The organism is Nostoc mirabile CHAB5784, assembly GCF_020829645.1.
Taxonomy (GTDB): domain Bacteria; phylum Cyanobacteriota; class Cyanobacteriia; order Cyanobacteriales; family Nostocaceae; genus Nostoc; species Nostoc mirabile.
In genome coordinates, this window is sequence record NZ_JAIVFS010000055.1 from 1 (window position 1) to 21,943 (window position 21,943).

Consider the following 21,943-nt stretch of genomic DNA (forward strand, 5'->3'; position numbering starts at 1 on the left):
TCTCCCACCAGTCCAGCATTGCTTGTTACCTTTAGCACCCGATTTCAATTACTCTACCGTATATGCTGTGCTGTTTGTTAAATCCTTTATCAGTAAGCCTTTCAAGACTTAACGGGAAAAGTCAGATTCTGCATAACCGCCTGCTCTAGGATGAACACTATCATTGGCTCTTGCTTCATTAATCCAGATATTTGATTTTTCTAATATCGGAAAAATGTCTAAATAAGGTACATTTAATTCTTGACAAAGAGAAGCATATTGGTTGGATAAATCTATAGTTCTCTGCCTTCTTTGACTATCTTTTTGTTCTGCGTAGGGTGCAGGGCCAACCATCAAAACAGGATATAACTTTTGAGCTTCACTTAAAATTTCACGGGCATTTTTGATAGAATCTGCCAAATCTACACGAGTTTTACCATTTTCTAATGTTGTATCATTCAATCCAAAAGAAAATACAACTCTGCCATCATATTCTTTCGGTAATCGCAATGATACTTCCTGTAACCAACGCTTTGATATATCAGTACTCGTATCACGCCTAATTCCTAAATTATAGTAAGTAATGTCATAACCTTTTTTATTAGCATTAGCGCATGTTCTCCCTGTCCAACCAAGACATTCTTGATCGCCAGTACCATTAACAAAAGAGTCCCCAACAAAACAAATTCTAACTTCTGGTATATGTACCGAACTCATTACTTCTGTGCCGTCTAAGTTCTTAAATTTTTGCTTTCAAATCCAGATTTTAATATGATAAAATTGCCTTTTAATTGAGAGGTTTATCTGGGATGAGTTGTCAACCAGTTCCTGCTGGCGCATCGCATCCATCAGTGCTTGAACTACTGCGACTGCACCGCCACAAACCCATCCCAGCGAACTAAGAGAAGAGTGTACTATCACATTCATACCTGGAGTTAAACCTGCGTCCAACAAGTCCTTAGCCAAACTTTGACGAGTACGAGATGATGGTGTATTTAAAATTACTTTTGATTCACTCATATTGCATAAAATTCCTGGGACTGAATAGTGAGGTTTGCCAGAATTTTTATGATTCTTTAGTTAATAAATAGGAGAGGTAGATAATTCTACCTCTCCTGTGGGGATAAACTAATTACTTAAAGCTAGCTGGCTTTAGTATCTGTTAGCTTTGTTGGGTCTGTGAACAAGAAAGCTGAGAATTTGGCACTGCTTGATGTTGTCAAAACCCACAACACGGATATAGCTGGTGTTGAATTGAGAACGGCATCCTTGAACTTCGCTCAATACTTCTTGAGTAGATTTAGCACCGAACAAAGGCAGCTTCCACATTGTCCAATATAATTCTGTTGGCTCAGAAGTTTCATTAAACTCGATCGCTGGAATGTAACCTTGATTCAAAATGTACTGGATCTGCTTGGCAATTTGAGCGTCAGACAGGGGTGGCAGATAAGAAAGGGTTTCGTAACGACGCTCTTTTGGTAAAGTTTGCATAGCTTTTTGATAATGGGTTGCGATTTTTACTACTAGGTTGACCGAACTAATTAGATAAGTTATCCAAATTCGGATCTGAAGTTGCTTGCTGTTCTGGTTGCAGACTGGGGTTAGATGCGTCTATTCGTGTGATGCGTTCTAAATGCTGGCGACGCTGTTCCATGTTGGCTTGCTGAATGCCAGTGCGAACCATTTCCGGTAAAAATTCGATGATTTCTTCCGCAATGTGTTCTCTGACAGTCATGATTCGCAAAGCCAAATCTGGTTTTTCTCGCAACAGTTGCTCAATGTATGATTCACCATTCTGAATTTTGTCAGCAGAAAAGTTATGCAGCCAAAGTTCTAATGGAGGATTCGTTTCGCCTAGCTGTGCCAATACTGTCCTTAGAGCCTGATAAGTCAGATAGCTTTGGAGAGTTTTGGCTGTGTCCTTCGCAATTTGCTTAAGATTCATGCTTGACCCCAGCCCTGAAGAGTTATGAGTTATGAGTTATGAGTTATGAATTAATGCAAATCCTAACTCTTAACTCTTGTACAGACGCGATTAATGAGCCAGCGCGTTGCGGGGGTTCCCACGCCACTTCCTTCAAGTCGGCAAAGCCGCCCAACGGAGTGGCTCCCCGTTGTAGCGACTGGCGTCGCGTCTCTACTTCTAACTCCTAACTTTTGATCAGACGGTATCCATTGCTTCAAACTCGAACTTGATTTCTTTCCACAGTTCGCAAGCAACAGCTAGTTCAGGAGACCACTTGGCAGCTTCGCGGATGATATCGTTACCTTCACGAGCCAAGTTGCGGCCTTCGTTACGAGCTTGAACAACGGCTTCCAAGGCGACACGGTTAGCGGTTGCACCAGGAGCGTTACCCCAAGGGTGACCCAGAGTACCACCACCGAATTGTAGTACGGAGTCATCACCAAAGATTTCTACCAGCGCGGGCATGTGCCATACGTGGATACCACCAGAAGCAACTGCCATTACACCAGGTAGAGAAGCCCAGTCTTGGGTAAAGTAAATACCACGAGACTTGTCTTGCTCAATGTAGTTTTCACGCAACAGGTCAACGAAGCCCATTGTGATGCCGCGCTCACCTTCCAACTTACCAACTACTGTACCGGTGTGGATGTGATCACCACCAGACAAACGTAGGGCTTTAGCCAATACACGGAAGTGGATACCGTGGTTCTTTTGACGGTCAATTACAGCGTGCATAGCACGGTGAATGTGCAGCAACAGACCATTATCACGGCACCAACGAGCCAATGTGGTGTTGGCGGTGAAGCCTGCGGTGAGGTAGTCGTGCATGATGATGGGCTGTTTGAGTTCTTTAGCGTACTCAGCCCGTTTCAGCATTTCTTCACAGGTAGGAGCGGTGACGTTTAGGTAGTGACCTTTGATTTCACCGGTTTCAGCTTGGGCTTTGCTGATAGCTTCAGCTACGAACAAGAAGCGATCGCGCCATCTTTGGAATGGTGCGGAGTTGATGTTTTCGTCGTCTTTGGTGAAGTCCAAACCACCGCGTAAGCACTCGTATACAGCGCGTCCGTAGTTCTTAGCGGAAAGACCCAATTTGGGCTTAATGGTACAACCCAGTAAAGGACGACCGTATTTGTTTAACTTGTCGCGCTCAACTTGGATACCGTGAGGAGGCCCTTGGAAGGTCTTGATGTAAGCTACTGGAAAACGGATGTCTTCTAGACGCAGTGCCCGCAGAGCTTTGAAACCAAATACGTTACCGACAATTGAGGTCAAAACGTTGGTTACAGAGCCTTCTTCAAACAAGTCCAGAGGATAGGCAACGTAACAGATGTACTGGTTGTCTTCACCGGGAACTGGTTCGATATCGTAGCAACGACCTTTGTAGCGATCGAGGTCGGTGAGCAAGTCTGTCCATACAGTTGTCCAAGTACCTGTGGAAGACTCAGCCGCTACAGCCGCACCTGCTTCTTCGGGAGGAACACCAGGCTGGGGTGTCATGCGGAACGCAGCTAGAAGATCGGTATCTTTTGGTGTGTAATCGGGTGTGTAATAAGTTAGTCTGTAATCTTTAACCCCGGCTTGATACCCAGACTTGCTCTGAGTCTTCGTTTGAGCGTAAGACATATTTTATCCTTCCCTGAAATCACTCTTGTTAATTATCAAATCACGTTTTGTGCAACTTCCCCTCACCCAGTTATTTCCCCCCTTCATTGGGGAGGAGATCAGGAAAAATTTTTGTTAAGGGTTGTTTTTGGCAAAGGGTAGCAGTTTTTTTGCGGCGGACACTTTGGTAGCGGTGGTAGCCCTCCTCACCAGTGTTATCCCCTTCTAGGGGTACACGACCTAGCGCTTCTACTGTTCCCTCTTCCTACGAATCAAAATTCTTTTTTACCTCTTCTTCGCACCCGACTAAACCTTCTCAATTTCACCAAAACTTCCGCTTTTTGCGGCTTGATTTAGATAATTCCCCTACAAATCGGGGTATTCAGGGGATTGGCCTGGCTGGCACACATTCCCGCCTTTACACTCCTTCTATCTTCTCCGTTGATGGAAAAGATACCAGAAAAGAATTTACTTGACAGAGATTTAGCAGAGTGGTGAGCGAAAGATAAAAAATTGCACACCACGTAATCTGTAACTTATTCCACAATATATCAAGAATTCGATAAGTTATTCTTTGAAAGTTTTTAACTTATATATTTAATTTTGTTATTACATAAAGATTTAACATTTTGTTACAGATGCTTTACAAGGTGTCATCAATAACTGTAAAGAAGCTTTTTGGGAGTGGGGAGTGGGGAGTGGGGAGTGGGGAGTAGAGACGCGATTAATCGCGTCTGTTAGGAGTTAGGAGTTATAAGAATTATTTCCTCAATGCCCAATTCTATTAAATTTGAGGAAAATTCCAGATGACGTTTAAAAAATTCTGACTAGGGGAACACTGGAACTAACCCAAAGCCAGTTTAGGTAACGGCTGTTGGGTACTGTCTCCAAAGGAAATGTCACCGTGGTATTGTTTTGCAAGCGTACTAGTTTATTGACTACTTCTATTTTGCTGGGGTTAATAGCTTTGCCGAGTATAGGATGGGCACAAAAAACCCCTGATATTAATTCATCTGATGTCACCCCTGCTTACCCACCTTCTGCACCGCCACCGCGAGTAGAACCTTTGCCAGATGAGCGGGGAGTGCAAGAAAATTCGCCACAAACTGATTATCGTGTCGGTAACTTACTGGGAGATGTTACAGGCAATCTTTGGGTCGGTTCTTGGCGAGGACTATCGCGGATTGATCCTAAAACCGGCAAGATTATTTCTCGTGTTAGTTTACCGAATGTTGCTATTGGTGCTTTAGCTCAAGACAAAGTAGGACGTTTGTGGGTAGGAAGTTATGATGGATTGTTCCGAGTAGACCCCCGTACTAGTGAAATCACCGCGCAGAATTTATTTTTGCCTTCTAAACGGGTGTTGTCATTGTTAGTTGACAAACGGGGTTATTTGTGGACTGGAACTGATAGTGGTTTAGCCCTAATTAGTCCCGACCAAGGCTTGATTATGACAACATTAAAAAATCTGCCTGGTGTCAGCGCCAATACCTTGACTTTAGATGCTGAAGGTCAACTGTGGGTTGGCACTCTTGATGGATTGGTGCGGGTAAATACTGCTAGTGCTGCGATTGTGAAGCAGATAGCCGATTTGCCAGGGACGACTGTCCAAGCTTTAGCTATCAGTCCAGAAGGATTAATTTGGGCGGGAATGCCAAATAATTTGCTAGTTATTAACCCAAAAACTGGTGCAGTGTTGCGGTCTGTAACTCGCCTGCGTGGGCGTGACGTGACGGCGATACGTTTTGCTAAAGATGGTAGTGTGTGGGTCGGGACTAACAATGGTTTGTTACGATTAAATCCAAATACAGGAGCTGTGTTAGATGCACAAGTTGCTGGACTTCCTTCTAGTCGGGTTCTTGCCCTTGCACCTGACATAGCTAATAAATTATGGATTGGCACTAGTGAAGGTCTAGCTTGGTTGATGCCCAAAACGAGTAGTGCAAAACCCCATATTGCTTTCAGTCGCGCTGTTAAGTAGGGATTAGGGGACAGGTTACAGGGTACAGGGGACTGAATTCTTTCTAATAGCCCATCACCTATCACTTATCCCCTATCACCTATCCCCTATCCCCTATCCCCTAATTAAAAATGGCAATCACTACCCAGCAATTAATTCAATGGAAACAACAGGGACGTTCAATTGTGGCGTTGACCGCCTGGGATTATGCGATCGCTCAACTCATCGATGCAGCTGGTGTAGACTTAATCCTTGTAGGTGACTCTATGGCAGTAGTTCTAGGGTATGAAACAACACTGCCGATAACTTTGGATGAGATGATATACCACGCCAAATCTGTGCGCCGTGGGGTTAAACGGGCATTAGTGGTTGTAGATTTACCATTTTTGACGTATCAAGAAAGTCTCCAACAAGCGATGCACTCAGCTGGGCGGGTACTGAAGGAAACGGGCGCTCAAGCGGTAAAATTGGAAGGTGGCTATCCAGCGATCGCAGAAACTATTGCTCGTTTGGTACAAGCTGGAATTCCGGTAATGGGTCATGTCGGTTTGACACCGCAATCAGTACATCAACTCGGTTTGCGACAACAAGGGAAAACGCAAGAAGCGAGTGAGAGAATTTTACTTGAAGCGATCGCTCTCGAACAAGCAGGTGTATTTTCTCTAGTTTTAGAGCATATACCCGCAGATTTGGCAATGCAGATTACACAAAAATTGAGCATTCCGACAATTGGTATCGGTGCAGGAACTCACTGCGATGGACAAGTTTTAGTTACCTCTGATGTCCTCGGACTTACCGAAAAGCATCCACCTTTTGCCAAAGTTTATACAAACTTGCGAGAAACGATTACCAAAGCCGTGCAAGATTATGCCGTGGAAGTGCGCGATCGGAAATTTCCATAATAGTAGAATCTAAGTTGAGTCAAAATTTCTATGACTACTAAACCCCATACTTGGAGGTGCTGCAATGGTACAACAAGTCACACCAGGAACCACCATTGAAGTCATCTACCCGGAAAGCGACGGACAGCCAATGGCGGATAATACGGAACAATTTGCATGGATTGTCAAAATTAAAGAAAATTTAGAAATCCTATTTGCATCGCATGATGTATTTATCGCCGGAGATTTGTTTTGGTATCCAGTTAAAGGAAGCCCGAATATTAAACAAGCGCCGGATACAATGGTGGTCTTTGGCAGACCAAAAGGAAAACGGGGTTCTTATTTACAATGGGATGAAGAGAATATCCCCCCACAGGTAGTATTTGAAATTCTATCGCCAGGTAACACCCTCAAAGAAATGACCAAAAAATTGCAGTTTTACCAGCGTTACGGCGTGGAAGAATATTATATTTATGATCCGGCTAAGAACGATTTAAATGGCTTGCTCCGTTCTGGGGATAGTTTTGAAGTCATTGAAGAGATGAATGGCTGGGTAAGTCCGCGTTTGGGAATCTGTTTTACATTAACACCGGATACCCTGGAAATTATTTCTCCCACCGGACAAAAGTTTTTGACACCCGTAGAAATTGACCAGTTGCGGGAACAAGAACGCCAAGCAAAGGAAGCAGCTTTACAAGAATTAGAAAAAGAGCGCGATCGCTATCAAGAATTGTTAGCTAAACTCAAAGAAAAGGGAATTGATACAGATAATTTATAATTGTGATTTCACTGGTATGAACAAAATCGTTGTTCTATCGATAGATGTTCACTTATTGTTTGTCATATACCAGAGTTAAAAGAGCAACCTAATTATTACAATCAAAAAGCTTCTTTAACTCAACTAAAAATAGACAGACCTTGGTACAAAGAAGTTCATTCTCAGGTATTGCAAGAAGTACCCAAAAAAGTTGAACTGGCTTTTGAGCGCTGGCTAAAAGGTGATAGTAATGGCAAAAAATCCGGTAAACCTAGATTCAAAGGTGTTGGTCAGTACAAGACTTTCACCTATTCACAATTCCAAAAGGAGCATTTTCAAAATAATAAAATAACACTATCAAAGATAGGTACTGTAAAGGTCATTGTTCATCGTCAGATACCTGACGGTTTTAATATCAAAACTGTATCTGTCACCAAAAAGGCAAATGGATATTATGTTACTCTGAGTCTGGATGATAAAACAGTCCCAACTATTAAGCCTGATTTTGATGCTAATAATATTGTTGGCATTGACGTAGGATTAATAGATTTTGTTGTCACTTCAGATAATGAAAGAATTGCGGCACCTAAGTACTTACGTAAAGCTGAACGCAAACTAAAATCAGCACAACGTCGTGTTTCTCGTAGAAAAAAAGGTTCTAACCGACGCAATAAAGCGATCAAAAAGTTGGCTATTCAGCACAAAAAAGTTGCTGATACAAGAATTGATTTCCACTTCAAAACAACAAAAAATCTGCTGAAAAAGTATGATGTTGTTGCAGTAGAAAAGTTGAATATCAAAGGACTAGCTAAAACTAAATTTGCTAAAAGTATAAATGATGCCGGATGGGGTCAATTTATTTCTATATTGACAGTCAAAGCCGAAAATGCTGGGCTGAAACTAATAGCAATAAATCCAAATGGCACAAGTCTTGAATGTTCTAGTTGTGGTGTCAAGGTCAAAAAGTCCTTATCTCAAAGAATGCACAATTGCTCTAGCTGCAAAGTAAGTTTATGTAGAGATTTAAATGCAGCGATAAATATAAAGAATCGTGGGACGCACGATCTAAAAGCTCAGATTATGTCTTCATTGAAGAGTCTCTGAGAAGCCTACACTTACTCGTCAGAGAAGTGTAGGTACGTCACGAAAGTCTTACTTCTATGACCTTACCCGGAACGATGGCATTTAGAACTTTTCGTGCTTCTGGTATCAGAGGCATTAAATCAGGAAGACGATTTTTGGATGCGATTAACACAATAACCGCAACTCCTGCTTGTTCTAAGTTTTGTTGGTATCGCAAATTCTGATCTGTAGTAAGTATGGTGAAACTTTGTTGTTTCATCAGTTGCAAAAGTTCACCATTCTTTTTCCCTGACCATCCCATCTCGACAACTGTGCGTACTTCGTAATCTTTGAGTTCACGTTTGAGAGGACGTGGAACACATTCATCAAGCAGAATTCGCATAAGCAGTCAGCATTTCTTTTGCTAATTCCAGTGCTGCGTAGGCGTAGCCCGTCGTAGACATCGCTTGCTCACGGCTAACACTGGGAAAATGATCTAAAAACTCATTTAGGAAATCACCTGCTTCTAGATAATCAAGCAAGGTCTTAATTGGTACGCGAGTTCCAACAAAGACAGTAGTTCCCCCTAATATATCGGGGTCACTGTGAACAATACGCGATGTCGGTACCATAAAAACTCTAGACATTTATTTGTCAATATTTCGCTATGATCCTAACTCGGAATTACTACTACTGTAAACGTAGGCAGATCATCGTTGTAAATATGGCACTCTATAATTTATTAAACCATCGTGGGCACTACAATAGGCGATCGCTTTGAACACAGAAACTTTGCTTGAGATAACTAACGATTACAGTTGCAATCTCATAACCATCCGGTGTGTGCGATTCTTAGACACATTATTCAGCAAAAATTTCAGCCAAAGTATCTAAAACTGCTTTTTGTTCATCAGAGTCATCAGTGTTTACACTACAATAGGCGATCGCTTTTCGTCCTATATCTAGTCCGTTTGCTCCAATGATGTATTAACCTGCATAGCTGCGGAAAGCTGCTTAGAATAGTAGTGATAGAGAGGATTGTAATTATGAACGTCGTCATTCCTAATGAAATACTAACCGCAACTCGGATGACTGAAGGCGAAATGAAGCAGGAAATTGCGGTGATGCTCTTTCAAAAAGAAAAGTTAACCCTTGCTCAAGCCAGTCGATTTGCAGGCATGAATCGTATAGCATTTCAGCATCTACTTGCAAGTCGTCAAATTTCAGTGCATTACGGTGTGGAGGATTTTGAACAAGATATAGAAAACTTGCGGACGATGGGTAGACTGTGATCATTGTCAGTGATACTTCGCCCATCAATAACCTCGCCGCCATTAACCATCTTCATTTACTACAACAGCTTTACGGAACAGTTCTAATTCCTGAAGCTGTCTACCGAGAACTAACTGATCCCAACTTTCCAGTTGTAGGTGCAACTGAAGTACAAACTTTTATCTGGATTCAAACTTGTCTAGTTCAAGATCGTATACTGGTTGAAGCATTCAGCAATGAACTGGATATTGGTGAAGCTGAAGCGATCGCTCTAGCACTGGAAATGAAAGCAGATCAAGTTTTGATTGATGAACGTCGTGGTCGTATGGTTGCGGCTAAAGTAAATCTCAGCTACACAGGGATTTTAGGAATCTTGGTTGAAGCTAAAAGTCAAAAGCTAATTTCTGCCGTGAAACCTCTGTTAGATGCTCTAATTAACCAAGCAGGATTCTGGGTGGCTGAACCTTTATACGAGAGGGTTTTACAGCTTGTTGATGAAAATTAATTTTTGATACTGTACAAGTACCTTACATAAAAAAAATATCAGTCAGCCAAAGAACCCAGGATAATGAATCATAATTAACCTCTATAGCTTTGAGCTATCAGCCATCAGCCACCAGTTACAAGCCGGAAACTGAGATGCCGAATGCTAAAGGCTTTTGATTCAACTTAACTAATTGACTATGAATTCTGAAAAAGTCAAAAATTCTCTAAATATTTCGCCAGCGATACGCATAGGAGTACTAGGTTTCGGCGGACTCGGACAAGCCGCCGCCAAGGTACTTGCTGCTAAACAGGAAATGATTTTAGTCGCCGCAGCAGATCAAAAAGGTTACGCTTACGCTGCTGAAGGTTTAAATACTCAAGAATGCATTGCAACCTACCAGTCCCAAGGTTCGGTAGGTCATTTAGAGCCAGTTGGTACATTAACAAATCAAAGTATTCAGGATGTAATTGAAATAGCTCAACCTGTGGATGGGTATTTTCTGGCTTTACCCAACTTGCCAAATGATTTTATCCCCTCTGTTGCCAAAGAGTTTATCAAATCTGGTTGGCGTGGGGTGCTAGTAGATGCGATTAAGCGCACCACTGCTGTAGAACAACTACTGGCGATGAAAGAAGAACTGCTTGCAGCCGGGATTACCTATATGACAGGCTGTGGTGCTACACCCGGACTGTTAACCGCCGCAGCAGCTTTAGCCGCCCAAAGTTACGCCGAAATTCATCAAGTCGAAATCACCTTTGGGGTGGGAATTGCCAACTGGGAAGCTTACCGCGCCACCGTTCGGGAAGATATTGGACATATCCCTGGTTATACAGTGGAAACTGCCAGGGCGATGACTGATGCCGAGGTAGAAGCATTACTAGATAAAACTAATGGTGTGCTTACCTTGACGAATATGGAACACGCTGATGATGTGATGCTAGAGGTAGCGGGAATAGTGGGGCGCGATCGCGTTACTGTTGGTGGTGTAGTCGATACTCGCAATCCTAAAAAGCCTCTCAGCACTAACGTTAAGGTAACAGGGCGCACCTTTGAAGGTAAGATTTCCACCCATACCTTTACTCTGGGAGATGAAACTAGTATGGCAGCTAATGTCTGCGGCCCTGCCTTTGGCTATCTCAAAGCTGGTAGACAATTGCACCAACGCGGCATTTATGGAATATTCACTGCTGCTGAAATTATGCCCCAATTTGTGAGGTAATAGACGCGATTAATCGCGTCTGTACAAGAGTTAGGAGTTAAAAATATAAAATCGCAAATTTTGAGTCTCTTAATATGCTCCAAACTTGCGATTTTAAACTCAAAACTCCTCACTATTAATTCCTAACTTTTCTAAGCCGGTGGGAGTTCTGGAGAGAAAATATCTGTGGAATTCTCCTCAAGTAGCGAATCTGATGCTTGTATAATAAATGGAAGTTCCGCTCCTACGAGTCCTCGTTGGATGCGTTCTAAAGTCTCATTAAAAACGACAAACAGAGGATATATAGTATTAGCTCCTTCACTCAAAATATGACTGTGACAAAGAGGCATCAACCACTCATAATCATTGTCTAGCCAAACTTGAGTTTTTCGCCAACGTCCTAACAAATCAGAAAAGTCTTCATCAGCACGATGAATAAAGACTAGGATTTCTGCTCCAGTTTTGATTTTCCACTCTGGATCGCACATCAAAATTGCCACATCACAAGGTAAGCAAATCGTTTGTGAGGCTGTTGTAGCAGTATTGCGAAGGCGGACAATTGGCAAGGGGATAGTGATGACACTTTCATCTGGACGGCGCAGACTGGGAATCATCTCCAAGTATGGCCGATATTGGTTTAGTAAGGCGATCGCAGCTAGATGATTGCTGTACTCTGCCAAACTCGCTTCGTAGTGAGATTTTTGCACAGTCATAGTTTATTAAATAGTGAGGAGTAGAGACGCGATTAATCGCGTCTGTACAGGAGTTAAGAATAAAATTAATCAGTTAGCAGTTAAAAATTAGAAATAAAAAGTTTTAATTCCTAACTCGTAACTTATAATATCATGTCCGACTTAGTACTTATGTCATTGCGAGCGAAGCGCGGCAATCCCAAAGTCAAGGGAATTGCTTCATTTCACTTCGTTGCATTCGCAATGACATATCGTAAGCGATTATGCGGACATGATATAACTCTTAACTTTTAATCTTTTATCCCATTTTTTCAAATACCTTAAACATAGGTAAATACATTGCTAGCAAAATGGTTCCAACCATTCCCCCTACAAATACAATCATAACTGGTTCCAAAATACTGGTCATTGCTTTTACTGCTTGCTCGACTTCATCTTCATAGAAATCGGCAACTTTCATCAACATTCCATCTAATTCTCCAGTTTCTTCTCCGATACTAATCATCTGAATTGCCATAGCCGGAAAAACGCTATCTTTTTGTAGAGCAATGCTAATCATACCTCCTTGTTGAATCTCTATACGGGCTGCGTCTATCGCATTGGCAATCACTAGGTTTCCTGATGTATCTCGGACAATTTCCAAGCAAGTTAAAATTGGTACACCTGAACGAGTCAAAGAACCAAAAGTTCGGCTAAAGCGGGCAACCGCAGATTTTTGAATTAAGTCACCAAACAATGGCATCTTGAGGGAAAAACGATCAATTGTTAAGCGACCGACAGGAGTTTTACTGTATTGTGTAAAGGCAATTTTCAATCCTATAAGGGCAGCGATAAGCACGAAAACCTTCGAACTTCTTAAAAATAGACTAGCATCCATCAAAAATTGCGTTAGAGGTGGTAATTCAGTTCCAATTTCTGTAAAAATCTTCGCAAAAACAGGAATCAGAAAAATGGTCATACCGAGAAAGATAGCAAGTGCGATAAAACCCACAACACTGGGATAAGATAATGCTGATTTAATTTGGTTTTGTAAGCGGGCAACATCTTCTAACAACTTGGCTAAACGATTCAATACTTCGTCTAGAACACCACCAACTTCGCCAGCTTGAATCATACTCACATATAATCCATCAAAGCAGTCAGGATGCTTCCGCATTGACTCTGAAAGATTCATTCCGCTTTGAACATCGTTGCTAATCTCAATTAGGGCTTGTTTGAGTTTAGTATTACTACACTGCTCGGAAAGTACTCCTAAACTTCTAACGATCGCAACTCCCGCATTCATCAAAACGGCAAATTGACGGGAAAAAACGGCTTTGTCTTTCACAGAAACCTTAACAAAGGAATTCTGGATTTTTTTTAAATCAAAATTCGGCTGAAATCCTTGAAATTGTTTGAGTTCTTGGACTACAAAACCTTGATCTCTGAGATTAGTACGAGCTTGCGCCAAGGATTCGGCAACAATTTTTTCTGTTCGGGATTTTCCTTGAGAATCCCGAACACGGGCAACGTAGGTTGGCATAAATCAATTCAAAATAGTCGTTATTTATTATTGGGTATTGGGCATGGGGCATTGGGCATTGGGCATTGGGCACAAGGAAAAGACTTACTGCAACTTCCTCATCCCCCTCATCTCCCTCATCTCCCCAGTTCCTCTAATGCGCTTTGGCAGCCGCACCGGGTTTCGCACTTGCTGCTTGGGGCGGTACAGAAGTACCAATGAGACGTTGGATTTCATCTGGCTTAGAAGTTTTAGACATCGCCGCTTCAAAGGAAATCGTTCCTGCTTTGTAAAAATCGGCTAAAACCTTCTCCAGAGTTTGCATTCCCAATTTGCCGCCAGTTTGAATAGCCGAGTAAATTTGAGATGTTTTGCCTTCTCGAATCAAGTTGGAAATAGCAGGAGTAACAATCAGAATTTCTTGAGCCATTACCCGACCATATTCACCAGGTTTAGGGTTTTTCTTGGATACTAAAGTTTGGCTAAATACCCCCACTAACGAGTTAGACAATTGCACCCGCACTTGGGTTTGTCTTTCATGGGGGAAAACGTCGATAATCCGGTCAACAGTTTGGGCGGCGGAACTGGTGTGTAGCGTACCAAATACCAAGTGTCCTGTTTCTGCTGCGGAAATCGCCAAAGAAATCGTTTCCAAATCGCGCATTTCCCCTACCAGAATAATATCTGGGTCTTCCCGCAAAGCTGCTTTCAAAGCATTAGCAAAGCTCTTAGTATCTTCTCCCAGTTGCCGTTGGTGAACCAAGCTTTTAATTGGTTCATAGACAAATTCAATCGGATCTTCCACCGTTAAAATATGCTCTGCCTTGGTGCGGTTAATCAAGTCAATCATTGCCGCTAGGGTAGTTGTCTTGCCGGAACCTGTAGGGCCTGTGACTAGAATAAGTCCTCTGGGCTTATCGCACATTTCCCGCACTATATCTGGCAGACCTAATTTTTCAAAGTTAGGAATTTTAGAACTTAATGCCCGTAAACAAGCGGCATAAGCACCACGTTCTTTATAGACATTCACCCGGAAGCGAGCCAAACCCTTAACACCATAAGAACAATCCAATTCCCAGGTCTGCTCTAAGGTTTTACGCTGGGTGTTGTTGAGCATACTAAAAATCAGCCTTTGACATTGATCGGCTGTTAATACATGCTCACCAATGGGGGTGAGTTTACCACTGATACGAAAGTAGGGAGGCAAACCTGCGGATAAATGCATATCCGAGCCACCCATTTCAATCAACTGCTCCATCAGGTCTTCAATCATCATTTCCATAGTTCTGCTTCCTTTTAATGTTTTATTTGTCCTTTGTTATTTGTCCTTTGTCCTTTATCAGTCGTCATTTGTTTAAAGTTACTAAACATCGACTAATGACCAATGACCAATGACTAATGACCAATGACCAATGACCAATGACTATTAGCCTTAAAACCGAGATGTCATACAGTAGGGACAATCGAGCCATTCTGGTTTCAATGTGGCCTCGCAAGTCCGGCAGGTAAGACCAGTCTTGCGTTTGGCTTTTAACTCGGCTTCCAAACCAGTATCAGTAAACGTCACCCGTTCTACTTCTTCTAGAGTGGTGGAACCTTGGCGCACTAAGTCCAAACTGTAAGCCAGCAAAGTTTTCATGCCCTCTTCTATTGCCACTTCCTTGATGCGTTCCGTGGGTGCATCTTCGTTGATGAGAGTTTGCAGGTTTTCGGTGATTCGCATGACTTCATAAACACCACAACGCCCTTTGTAGCCGATCCCATTACATTTTGAGCAAAGCTGATTTTTGGTTTTGGCTTCGGCGATCGCATCTAATGTCAAGGTGTTAGCCTTATAGAAAGTAACTCCAACATCTGAGGAAGCTGATAGACCATAACGACCCAATTCTTCGGTTGTGGGAATGTAGGCAATACGACATTCAGAACATACACGCCGCACCAAACGTTGAGCTAAAACGCCAATTAGGGAACTAGAAACCATGAAAGGCTCAATCCCCATTTCTCCCAAACGAGCGATCGCACCTGGGGCATCATTAGTATGTAAAGTAGTTAATACCAAGTGACCGGTCAAGGCAGCCTCAATTGCTGTTTTTGCCGTTTCCTTATCCCGCGTTTCACCCACCAGCAGCACATCTGGATCTTGCCGCAAGAAAGCCCGCAGAGCGGTAGCAAAATCCAGCCCTTTTTCCCGAATCACCTGTACTTGAGTAATCCCTGGAAGACTATACTCAATGGGGTCTTCTACAGTACTAATATTAATTCCGGGATCATTCTTTTCTGATAATGCAGAATATAGTGAAGTTGTTTTCCCAGAACCAGTTGGCCCAGTTACCAAAATTAGACCAAAAGGACGGCTAACCATATCCTTGACAATATTTAAAGTCTCTGGATCAGTAATTAACTTATCTAATCCCAGTTGGGTGGAGGAGTTATCCAAAATCCGCAGCACCACCTTTTCCCCGTAGCGACTGGGTAAGGTATTCACACGGAAGTCCACCTTACGTCCCTCAAACAGCCGCCTGATGCGTCCATCTTGGGGTAGACGGCGTTCAGCAATGTCTAGATTGGAAATGATTTTAAATCGGGCTGTCACCGCCGGGATGATTTTTTTCGGCATTAGGGGGAAAGCTTCACGCAGTACGCCATCTTTCCGAAAGCGAATGCGTAAGTTTTCTTCTTGCGGTTCGATATGAATGTCAGAAACGCCCTCATGCAAGGCTTTAGCTAGGATTCTGTTGACTAGGTTGATAACTGGGGCATCCTCTGCACCCTTCATCGCTGCCCCTAGATCAGCCTCCATTTCTTCAGGAGCATCTTCAATATCGAGATTTCCGAGATTTTCTAAATCCTGACTAATATCTGTAGAGTTTTCTCTTTCTAGGTGCTTTTGCTTAACAGCCATTTCATCCAAATATTGGTTGATTAGCTGTTGGTAGTCTTCCTGTGTAATCACCATGCGCTGCAACGCCAAGCCTTGGGGGCGCAAGATGCGATTCAGGTCATCAGAAGCCTCTAGATTATCTGGAGCGACCATCGCCACTAAAACTGAGGGCGGGGTTTGGTCTTCGTGTTTCGATAGTGGTACTAAACGGTGGCGACGACAGATATCCACTGGGATGAGGGTTTCAATCAGGTTCGCCATCTCCGTGTTGCCAAAGGAATTGACTTCCGGATCAAGGAATTCAACACCGTATAGTATTTTTAGTTCAAATAGCTGCTGTTTTTTGTATTGCCTGAGCAACTCAGGTGATAGTTGTTGCCCAGTGATTGACTCTAGTACTTCCGTTAAGGGTCTGCCAGATTTGCGGCTTTCAATTAGTGCCTGCCTCATCTGTTCGGTATTGACATAGCCAGATTGCACTAGCTTGTTGCCAAAGGGCGAAAACTCTGTTCTGGTAGTTAGAGCGGTACTGCGCCGTTGTGGTGACGAGTAAGTCATAAATGAGCAATTGATTTGGGGAAACCTCTGCTTAAAGTATTCCCAGGCTGCGAGACAGAATTCTCATTTCGACAAAAGTCCTGAGTCACCCAACTTCTGAGGAACCCAAGCCGCCTCTGAAAGTTCTTGCTAAATGCTGAGTGAAAAAGACTCGCTCAATCAATAAACTTAATACTGCTGCCACCATTAACGATAAATTCAAAATTCTATCTCGTAATCCTAACTGTTTATAATAATTTTGTTAAACCAAAATTGTTAGGCTTAATAAAGCCTCTAAATGTTTGGCGATTGCTTTGTTATCTATAGTAGGAATATTATGACGTTGTGCGTGATCAAAGTTTGCTCTTTTTTTGGCGAAGGTATTGCTAAAGAATTAATGTTTTTTAGAGGAGATGACTCATGTCTTTAAAGCAATTTTTGGTAACTCTTGCCTTAATTATTGGATCTTTTCCATTAGTAATAGAGCAAGCCGACGCTCAAACAAAACCACCTAATTCGGAGGTCGTGCCACAGGAGTTGGTTCAGCGGCTGCTCAATGCTTATACTGGTAAGCAATTGCAGTTGCTAGTCGGACAACTGCCAAAAGAATTACCCACAAATTTACCACTGCCAAATGGTGCTAAAGTCGCTGCTAGTATTATATATAACAACGCAGACAAACAAGAAAGTTTTGAGATTTTCCTAGATGCTTCTCAATCACCCGAACAAGTACAAGCTTTCTACCGAGAACAGCTTTTGTCTGCTGGATGGCAAAGCCTAGATGCATTCTCACGTACAGCCAATCGCGGCTTTGTTTCAACAGACTCAACGCTTCCTGAACGTTCGACATTCTGCAAGACTTCAATTGGACCTTTCTTGTCGATCATTACTCGACGATGGTCAAATACTTTTACAGATGTAAGCTTGCTACTGAACTCTGGTTTTCTTATTCTAAGTGCTGGTCATAGTTACAACAATGCAAACAACCCATGTTCTGATAAATTCCGGCAACGGTACCTTAATGCAGCCGAAAGATTTGATATAGCACCAATGCCTTTATTGAGCGCTCCACCTAAAACCAGCATAAGTGTAAGCCCCTATGGGTCTGGAGTTGGTAATGATAGTTTGATTTCAAAGGCGACGTTGAAAACTGAGCTAGATAGTCAAGCCCTTGCTTCTCATTATGAAGCCCAATTTAAACAAGCAGGCTGGACACGCATTGATGCTAAATCCGGTAAATCGCTTATCTTGAGTGTTTGGATGCTAAAAGACAAAAAGGGCAAGTCTTGGCAGGCAATTCTTACTTTAACAAAGAATGATAGCCAACCCAGTCAGTATTCAGCTTCAGCAATTGTATCGCAGTTGTAGTTAAAAGTCTCAGCTAATTGTCAAAGCCTTTGAAGATAATGATAATCCTCGTTCGGGTTACCGCCTTAGTGGGGTCTACGCTAACGTGTTCACCATTTGTCACAATAAAAGGACGGTTACATCATTTTCAGAAACTTGTCGGCAACAAAATCAGCCTCAGTGGCAAGCCGTGAATGACGACGATTGCAAGCTGTGGAGATACACTGCCATAGAAAGCATCTGGAATGAGTGGACAATGATGGATGAAAATAAACAGATAAACATACAAGCCAGCAATTGGGTGAACCAACAGAGGTAAAGCAAGCAATGAAGAGTGACTCCCCAGCCCAAATTAATTTCAATGAATCTGGTAGCGAGGTGACAGAGCAAGTGACAGCCCAAACTAATGTATCGGGGGATACGGCTAATCTCAATCCAGAAAATAGCGTCGCTGCAAGTGAGAAAACTGGAGTGGAAACAGCAGCTTTGGCAGAACTGACTCAACAAATTGACTCTCTCAAAACGCAACTAGAAGAACGTAGTACTCAATATATGCGGATTGCCGCTGATTTTGAGAATTACCGGAAACGTACCAGCAAAGAAAAAGAAGAGCTAGAGACACAGATCAAGCGGAACACCATTTTGGAATTGCTGCCAGTAGTCGATAATTTTGAGCGGGCGCGATCGCACCTCAAACCGCAATCTGAAGGCGAAATGACCATGCACAAAAGTTACCAAGGCGTTTACAAACAATTAGTAGATAGCCTGAAACGCTTGGGTGTATCACCAATGCGTCCTGAAGGTCAAGAATTTGATCCTAACCTCCATGAAGCAGTAATGCGCGAACCTACGGATGAACATCCTGAAGGAACAGTGTTAGAAGAGTTAGTGCGCGGATATTACTTGGGCGAACGCGTGCTACGCCATGCAATGGTCAAAGTAGCTGCTCCCAAGGAAGATAGCCCTGCTGCACCAGAAGATCAGTCGAGTCAAGCCAACAGTTAAGCTGTAATCGCTCGCCTCGCTGACCTAAAGTGCCTGGGTTCTAGCAAGGACGAGCATCGCGTACCTAAAATTTGGGCAAGGCTTTGGATAACTCTCTGTGTTTCAACTTCTCTTTTGCTACCAGCAATAAGGGTTCCACAGACGTTATCCGCTAGCCTTGGTTCGTAAAAAAAGTTAGTCCGCGACATATTACAGCAGATAAACTCGGTAAAAATACTGATAATTATGGGAAAAGTTATTGGGATCGACTTAGGCACTACTAACAGTTGCGTCGCAGTTTTGGAGGGCGGTCAACCACTGGTGATCTCCAATTCTGAAGGTGGACGAACTACTCCAAGTATTCTGGGATTCGGGAAGAGTGGCGATCGCTTGGTTGGTCAATTGGCAAAGCGCCAAGCCGTAACCAATGCCGAAAACACAATTTACAGTATTAAACGATTTATCGGGCGGCGTTGGGAAGACACTGAAATAGAACGCGATCGCGTCCCCTACAACTGCATCAAAGGTCGAGATGATACCGTTGATGTCCAAATTCGCTCAAAAAATTACACGCCACAAGAACTATCCGCCATGATCCTGCAAAAGCTCAAGCAGGATGCAGAAAGCTTTTTGGGTGAGGAAGTCACTCAGGCAGTGATTACCGTACCAGCATATTTCACAGATGCCCAAAGACAAGCAACTAAAGATGCTGGCACGATTGCTGGACTAGAAGTCCTACGAATCATCAATGAACCAACCGCTGCGGCTTTAGCTTTCGGATTGGACAAGCAAGACCAAGAGCAGCTAATTTTAGTATTTGACTTGGGAGGCGGAACCTTTGACGTATCAATTCTGCAACTTGGGGATGGCGTTTTTGAAGTTAAGGCAACTTGTGGTAACAACCACTTAGGTGGAGACGACTTTGATAATGCGATCGTGCTTTGGATGATGGAACGCTTCCAGCAACAAGAGAAAATCGACCTTTCCCAAGATAAGATGGCACTGCAACGCCTGCGGGAGGCAGCAGAAAAGGCAAAAATTGAACTCTCCAGCATGGTGAATACCTCCATCAACTTGCCATTTATAACGGCTGATGACACTGGGCCAAAGCATTTGGAGATGGAACTGGGCCGTTCTAAATTTGAAGAACTGGCAGGCAAATTAATTGAAGGTACCATCGAACCAATGATCCAAGCGCTCAAAGATGCGGATCTCAAGCCACAAGCCATAGATCGGATTATTTTGGTAGGTGGTTCTACCCGTATTCCCGCAGTTCAAAACGCGCTGATTAAGTTTTTCAATGGCAAAGCTCCCGATCGCTCCATCAACCCTGACGAAGCTGTAGCATTGGGAGCGGCTATCCAAGCAGGTGTGTTGGGTGGCGAAGTCGATAATCTCTTACTATTGGATGTCACCCCTCTGTCCTTGGGAATTGAAACCTTGGGTGAAGTGTTCACCAAAATTATTGAACGCAACACCACAATTCCTACTAGTAAATCACAAATTTTTTCCACAGCAGTTGATGGGCAAACCTCGGTGGAAATTCACATCCTCCAAGGTGAACGGGCAATGTCACGAGATAACAAGAGTCTCGGCAAGTTTCTGCTAGCAGGAATTCCCCCATCACCCCGTGGTGTGCCACAAATTGAAGTATCCTTTGAAATCGATGTTAACGGCATCCTGAAGGTTTCTGCCCAAGACAAAGGTACAGGTAGAGAACAGAGTATCAGGATTACCAATACAGGTGGTTTGAGTACCAACGAAGTCGAACGGATGCGCCAAGAGGCCGAACTGTTTTCTGAAGAAGATAGAAGACGTAAAGAACTGGTTGAACTCAAAAACCAAGCAGATAATCTGTTGTTCAGTTACGAATCCACCATCAAGGATAATAGCAACTTTATCGGCGACCAAATGAAAACTTTGGCCAGTGAAAAAGTTTCACAACTCCAAGCTGCAATGATTGACTCCAGCATCTCCACTGTGGAATTTAAGCAGCGCTTAGACGACTTCCAACAAACCCTGTTTGCAATTGGTGCTGATGTCTATAACCGAGCTAACAGCCAAAATGAGGAGACTCAAGAGGCTTCAGGTAGTCTATTTACTCCAGAAGTAGACTCACCAATGAATGGCACACTAATACCACAATTCAACTTTGATTTTGACGAAGAAAGTACTGCCCAGGTTGATTATGAGGCGATAGATTAGGGGTTGGGCATTGGCAAGAGGCAGAGGACTTTGGGACAAGGAGAATTGGGGACAAGGTGACTTGTTGCAAGTTCTCACTCAACAAGTCATCTTGTCACCTTGTCCTCTGCCTCCCCTCTTCCCACTCCCTACTCCCCACTCCCCACTCCCCTAAGTTGCAGATTTTTATTAAGACACTTTAATATATCTATTAATTGATTATAAATTTAGCGAAGTTTCACAAGACCCCAACGGTTTGCTAGATTGTAGAAGCAAATTACTTTGGGCTAGGCAGTCTGCCAATTCAGATGCACTTCCATTGCATCTGGGTGGTTTTCCACACCTAATGGTGCGGCTAGCCCCTTTGTTGATGGGCGGGGTTTTCCTCTGCTACGTAGCACAATTGTAAAAGAGACAGCCGACTCGGCAGTGAGAAGTCTGAGCATAAGGCTTCCCCCGCTCTTAACTTCTATCGCTTTTGTCGTCTCCCACGAGGAAAGCACCTGTTGCTGAAGATTTGTCGGTGATTTTTGTAAAGGGTAAAGGGTAAAATCAGTTATTAACAAAAATTAATTTTATCTTCTGCCCGACCTCCGGCAAGCCGCTCTCTAAAGAATAATGTGTTGCTCTTGCAATCTGTAGGTAAAACA

The 21,943-nt window shown here is 43.0% G+C and carries 21 protein-coding genes and 2 pseudogenes; 11 read left to right on the forward strand and 12 right to left on the reverse strand.

Annotation, left to right across the window (positions count from 1 at the left end):
• Nucleotides 1-108: 108 nt before the first annotated feature.
• The 4 genes from LC653_RS27465 to rcbX all read right to left on the reverse strand — a co-directional run bounded on the left by LC653_RS27465 (nt 109) and on the right by rcbX (nt 1,924).
• Complete coding sequence (locus tag LC653_RS27465) at nt 109-696, reverse strand: GDSL-type esterase/lipase family protein (protein ID WP_229497838.1); 588 nt, start codon at nt 694-696, stop codon at nt 109-111.
• Between the two features lie 36 nt (nt 697-732).
• Nucleotides 733-999, reverse strand: coding sequence for an AAC(3) family N-acetyltransferase (locus LC653_RS27470; protein ID WP_229497839.1), 267 nt, complete (start codon nt 997-999; stop codon nt 733-735).
• Between the two features lie 132 nt (nt 1,000-1,131).
• Entirely contained in the window at nt 1,132-1,470 is a 339-nt protein-coding gene (locus LC653_RS27475; RefSeq protein ID WP_229497840.1) for a ribulose bisphosphate carboxylase small subunit, read from the reverse strand.
• A 46-nt stretch (nt 1,471-1,516) separates the two neighbouring features.
• Nucleotides 1,517-1,924 (reverse strand): RuBisCO chaperone RbcX, encoded by a 408-nt coding sequence (rcbX, locus tag LC653_RS27480; RefSeq protein WP_229497841.1) that lies wholly within the window; start codon nt 1,922-1,924, stop codon nt 1,517-1,519.
• A 38-nt stretch (nt 1,925-1,962) separates the two neighbouring features.
• On the opposite strand from rcbX, the gene LC653_RS27485 reads away from it, so the two are divergent.
• Nucleotides 1,963-2,133: a hypothetical protein gene (locus LC653_RS27485; protein WP_229497842.1), complete on the forward strand. Its 171-nt coding sequence runs from the start codon at nt 1,963-1,965 to the stop codon at nt 2,131-2,133.
• Between the two features lie 7 nt (nt 2,134-2,140).
• On the opposite strand, the gene LC653_RS27490 is transcribed toward LC653_RS27485, so the two are convergent.
• A complete protein-coding gene (locus tag LC653_RS27490) occupies nt 2,141-3,571 on the reverse strand; it encodes a form I ribulose bisphosphate carboxylase large subunit (RefSeq protein ID WP_229497843.1) in 1,431 nt (476 codons plus the stop codon).
• 853 nt (nt 3,572-4,424) lie between these two features.
• On the opposite strand from LC653_RS27490, the gene LC653_RS27495 reads away from it, so the two are divergent.
• The 4 genes from LC653_RS27495 (at nt 4,425) to LC653_RS27510 (ending at nt 8,252) form a co-directional block, all read left to right on the forward strand.
• Nucleotides 4,425-5,531, forward strand: a complete 1,107-nt coding sequence (locus LC653_RS27495) for a ligand-binding sensor domain-containing protein (protein ID WP_229497844.1) — start codon at nt 4,425-4,427, stop codon at nt 5,529-5,531.
• 110 nt (nt 5,532-5,641) lie between these two features.
• The gene (gene panB, locus LC653_RS27500) at nt 5,642-6,412 is read left to right on the forward strand and encodes a 3-methyl-2-oxobutanoate hydroxymethyltransferase (protein ID WP_229497845.1); all 771 of its coding nucleotides are present in this window, start codon (nt 5,642-5,644) and stop codon (nt 6,410-6,412) included.
• A gap of 64 nt (nt 6,413-6,476) precedes the next feature.
• The gene (locus LC653_RS27505; protein WP_229497846.1) at nt 6,477-7,169 is read left to right on the forward strand and encodes a Uma2 family endonuclease; all 693 of its coding nucleotides are present in this window, start codon (nt 6,477-6,479) and stop codon (nt 7,167-7,169) included.
• 66 nt (nt 7,170-7,235) lie between these two features.
• Nucleotides 7,236-8,252 (forward strand): RNA-guided endonuclease InsQ/TnpB family protein, encoded by a 1,017-nt coding sequence (locus LC653_RS27510; protein ID WP_229497884.1) that lies wholly within the window; start codon nt 7,236-7,238, stop codon nt 8,250-8,252.
• Between the two features lie 37 nt (nt 8,253-8,289).
• Here LC653_RS27510 and LC653_RS27515 read toward each other — a convergent pair whose 3' ends face one another.
• Nucleotides 8,290-8,613 (reverse strand): DUF5615 family PIN-like protein, encoded by a 324-nt coding sequence (locus LC653_RS27515; protein ID WP_229497847.1) that lies wholly within the window; start codon nt 8,611-8,613, stop codon nt 8,290-8,292.
• Nucleotides 8,597-8,842, reverse strand: a complete 246-nt coding sequence (locus LC653_RS27520) for a DUF433 domain-containing protein (RefSeq protein WP_229497848.1) — start codon at nt 8,840-8,842, stop codon at nt 8,597-8,599. Before LC653_RS27520 ends, LC653_RS27515 begins: the two co-directional genes overlap by 17 nt.
• Nucleotides 8,843-9,256: 414 nt before the next feature.
• Between LC653_RS27520 and LC653_RS27525 the strand changes: the two genes are divergently transcribed.
• The 3 genes from LC653_RS27525 (at nt 9,257) to bioU (ending at nt 11,188) form a co-directional block, all read left to right on the forward strand.
• Nucleotides 9,257-9,502: a UPF0175 family protein gene (locus tag LC653_RS27525; RefSeq protein ID WP_229490131.1), complete on the forward strand. Its 246-nt coding sequence runs from the start codon at nt 9,257-9,259 to the stop codon at nt 9,500-9,502.
• A complete protein-coding gene (locus tag LC653_RS27530; protein ID WP_229497849.1) occupies nt 9,499-9,987 on the forward strand; it encodes a PIN domain-containing protein in 489 nt (162 codons plus the stop codon). Before LC653_RS27525 ends, LC653_RS27530 begins: the two co-directional genes overlap by 4 nt.
• A gap of 178 nt (nt 9,988-10,165) precedes the next feature.
• Nucleotides 10,166-11,188 (forward strand): (S)-8-amino-7-oxononanoate synthase BioU, encoded by a 1,023-nt coding sequence (bioU, locus tag LC653_RS27535; protein WP_229497850.1) that lies wholly within the window; start codon nt 10,166-10,168, stop codon nt 11,186-11,188.
• 131 nt (nt 11,189-11,319) lie between these two features.
• Here the strand turns inward: bioU and LC653_RS27540 are convergent, their stop codons facing one another.
• From LC653_RS27540 to LC653_RS27555, 4 genes and pseudogenes are all read right to left on the reverse strand, one after another.
• The gene (locus LC653_RS27540; protein ID WP_229497851.1) at nt 11,320-11,880 is read right to left on the reverse strand and encodes a hypothetical protein; all 561 of its coding nucleotides are present in this window, start codon (nt 11,878-11,880) and stop codon (nt 11,320-11,322) included.
• Nucleotides 11,881-12,157: 277 nt separating this feature from the next.
• Nucleotides 12,158-13,381: a type II secretion system F family protein gene (locus LC653_RS27545; protein WP_229497852.1), complete on the reverse strand. Its 1,224-nt coding sequence runs from the start codon at nt 13,379-13,381 to the stop codon at nt 12,158-12,160.
• A 133-nt stretch (nt 13,382-13,514) separates the two neighbouring features.
• Nucleotides 13,515-14,645: pseudogene (locus LC653_RS27550) on the reverse strand (type IV pilus twitching motility protein PilT); the annotation flags it as partial.
• A gap of 147 nt (nt 14,646-14,792) precedes the next feature.
• Nucleotides 14,793-16,799, reverse strand: coding sequence for a GspE/PulE family protein (locus LC653_RS27555; RefSeq protein ID WP_229497854.1), 2,007 nt, complete (start codon nt 16,797-16,799; stop codon nt 14,793-14,795).
• A 399-nt stretch (nt 16,800-17,198) separates the two neighbouring features.
• Between LC653_RS27555 and LC653_RS27565 the strand changes: the two genes are divergently transcribed.
• The 3 genes and pseudogenes from LC653_RS27565 to dnaK all read left to right on the forward strand — a co-directional run bounded on the left by LC653_RS27565 (nt 17,199) and on the right by dnaK (nt 21,314).
• Nucleotides 17,199-18,146, forward strand: a complete 948-nt coding sequence (locus LC653_RS27565; RefSeq protein WP_229497855.1) for a hypothetical protein — start codon at nt 17,199-17,201, stop codon at nt 18,144-18,146.
• 235 nt (nt 18,147-18,381) lie between these two features.
• A pseudogene (grpE, locus tag LC653_RS27570) lies at nt 18,382-19,130 on the forward strand (nucleotide exchange factor GrpE).
• Between the two features lie 225 nt (nt 19,131-19,355).
• Nucleotides 19,356-21,314 carry a molecular chaperone DnaK gene (gene dnaK / locus LC653_RS27575; protein ID WP_229497856.1) on the forward strand — a complete coding sequence of 653 codons (1,959 nt, stop codon included), beginning with the start codon at nt 19,356-19,358 and terminating at the stop codon, nt 21,312-21,314.
• A gap of 266 nt (nt 21,315-21,580) precedes the next feature.
• Here the strand turns inward: dnaK and LC653_RS27580 are convergent, their stop codons facing one another.
• Entirely contained in the window at nt 21,581-21,739 is a 159-nt protein-coding gene (locus LC653_RS27580) for a hypothetical protein (protein ID WP_229497857.1), read from the reverse strand.
• Nucleotides 21,740-21,943 lie beyond the last annotated feature (204 nt).

Bases quoted from the DNA above. Each gene is read 5' to 3' on its own strand.
- LC653_RS27465 (WP_229497838.1), bottom strand. From the start codon at position 696: ATGAGTTCGGTACATATACCAGAAGTTAGAATTTGTTTTGTTGGGGAC.
- LC653_RS27470 (WP_229497839.1), bottom strand. From the start codon at position 999: ATGAGTGAATCAAAAGTAATTTTAAATACACCATCATCTCGTACTCGT.
- LC653_RS27475 (WP_229497840.1), bottom strand. From the start codon at position 1,470: ATGCAAACTTTACCAAAAGAGCGTCGTTACGAAACCCTTTCTTATCTG.
- rcbX (WP_229497841.1), bottom strand. From the start codon at position 1,924: ATGAATCTTAAGCAAATTGCGAAGGACACAGCCAAAACTCTCCAAAGC.
- LC653_RS27485 (WP_229497842.1), top strand. From the start codon at position 1,963: ATGAGTTATGAATTAATGCAAATCCTAACTCTTAACTCTTGTACAGAC.
- LC653_RS27490 (WP_229497843.1), bottom strand. From the start codon at position 3,571: ATGTCTTACGCTCAAACGAAGACTCAGAGCAAGTCTGGGTATCAAGCC.
- panB (WP_229497845.1), top strand. From the start codon at position 5,642: ATGGCAATCACTACCCAGCAATTAATTCAATGGAAACAACAGGGACGT.
- LC653_RS27505 (WP_229497846.1), top strand. From the start codon at position 6,477: ATGGTACAACAAGTCACACCAGGAACCACCATTGAAGTCATCTACCCG.
- LC653_RS27515 (WP_229497847.1), bottom strand. From the start codon at position 8,613: ATGCGAATTCTGCTTGATGAATGTGTTCCACGTCCTCTCAAACGTGAA.
- LC653_RS27520 (WP_229497848.1), bottom strand. From the start codon at position 8,842: ATGGTACCGACATCGCGTATTGTTCACAGTGACCCCGATATATTAGGG.
- LC653_RS27525 (WP_229490131.1), top strand. From the start codon at position 9,257: ATGAACGTCGTCATTCCTAATGAAATACTAACCGCAACTCGGATGACT.
- bioU (WP_229497850.1), top strand. From the start codon at position 10,166: ATGAATTCTGAAAAAGTCAAAAATTCTCTAAATATTTCGCCAGCGATA.
- LC653_RS27540 (WP_229497851.1), bottom strand. From the start codon at position 11,880: ATGACTGTGCAAAAATCTCACTACGAAGCGAGTTTGGCAGAGTACAGC.
- LC653_RS27545 (WP_229497852.1), bottom strand. From the start codon at position 13,381: ATGCCAACCTACGTTGCCCGTGTTCGGGATTCTCAAGGAAAATCCCGA.
- LC653_RS27555 (WP_229497854.1), bottom strand. From the start codon at position 16,799: ATGACTTACTCGTCACCACAACGGCGCAGTACCGCTCTAACTACCAGA.
- LC653_RS27565 (WP_229497855.1), top strand. From the start codon at position 17,199: ATGTCTTTAAAGCAATTTTTGGTAACTCTTGCCTTAATTATTGGATCT.
- dnaK (WP_229497856.1), top strand. From the start codon at position 19,356: ATGGGAAAAGTTATTGGGATCGACTTAGGCACTACTAACAGTTGCGTC.
- LC653_RS27580 (WP_229497857.1), bottom strand. From the start codon at position 21,739: ATGCTCAGACTTCTCACTGCCGAGTCGGCTGTCTCTTTTACAATTGTG.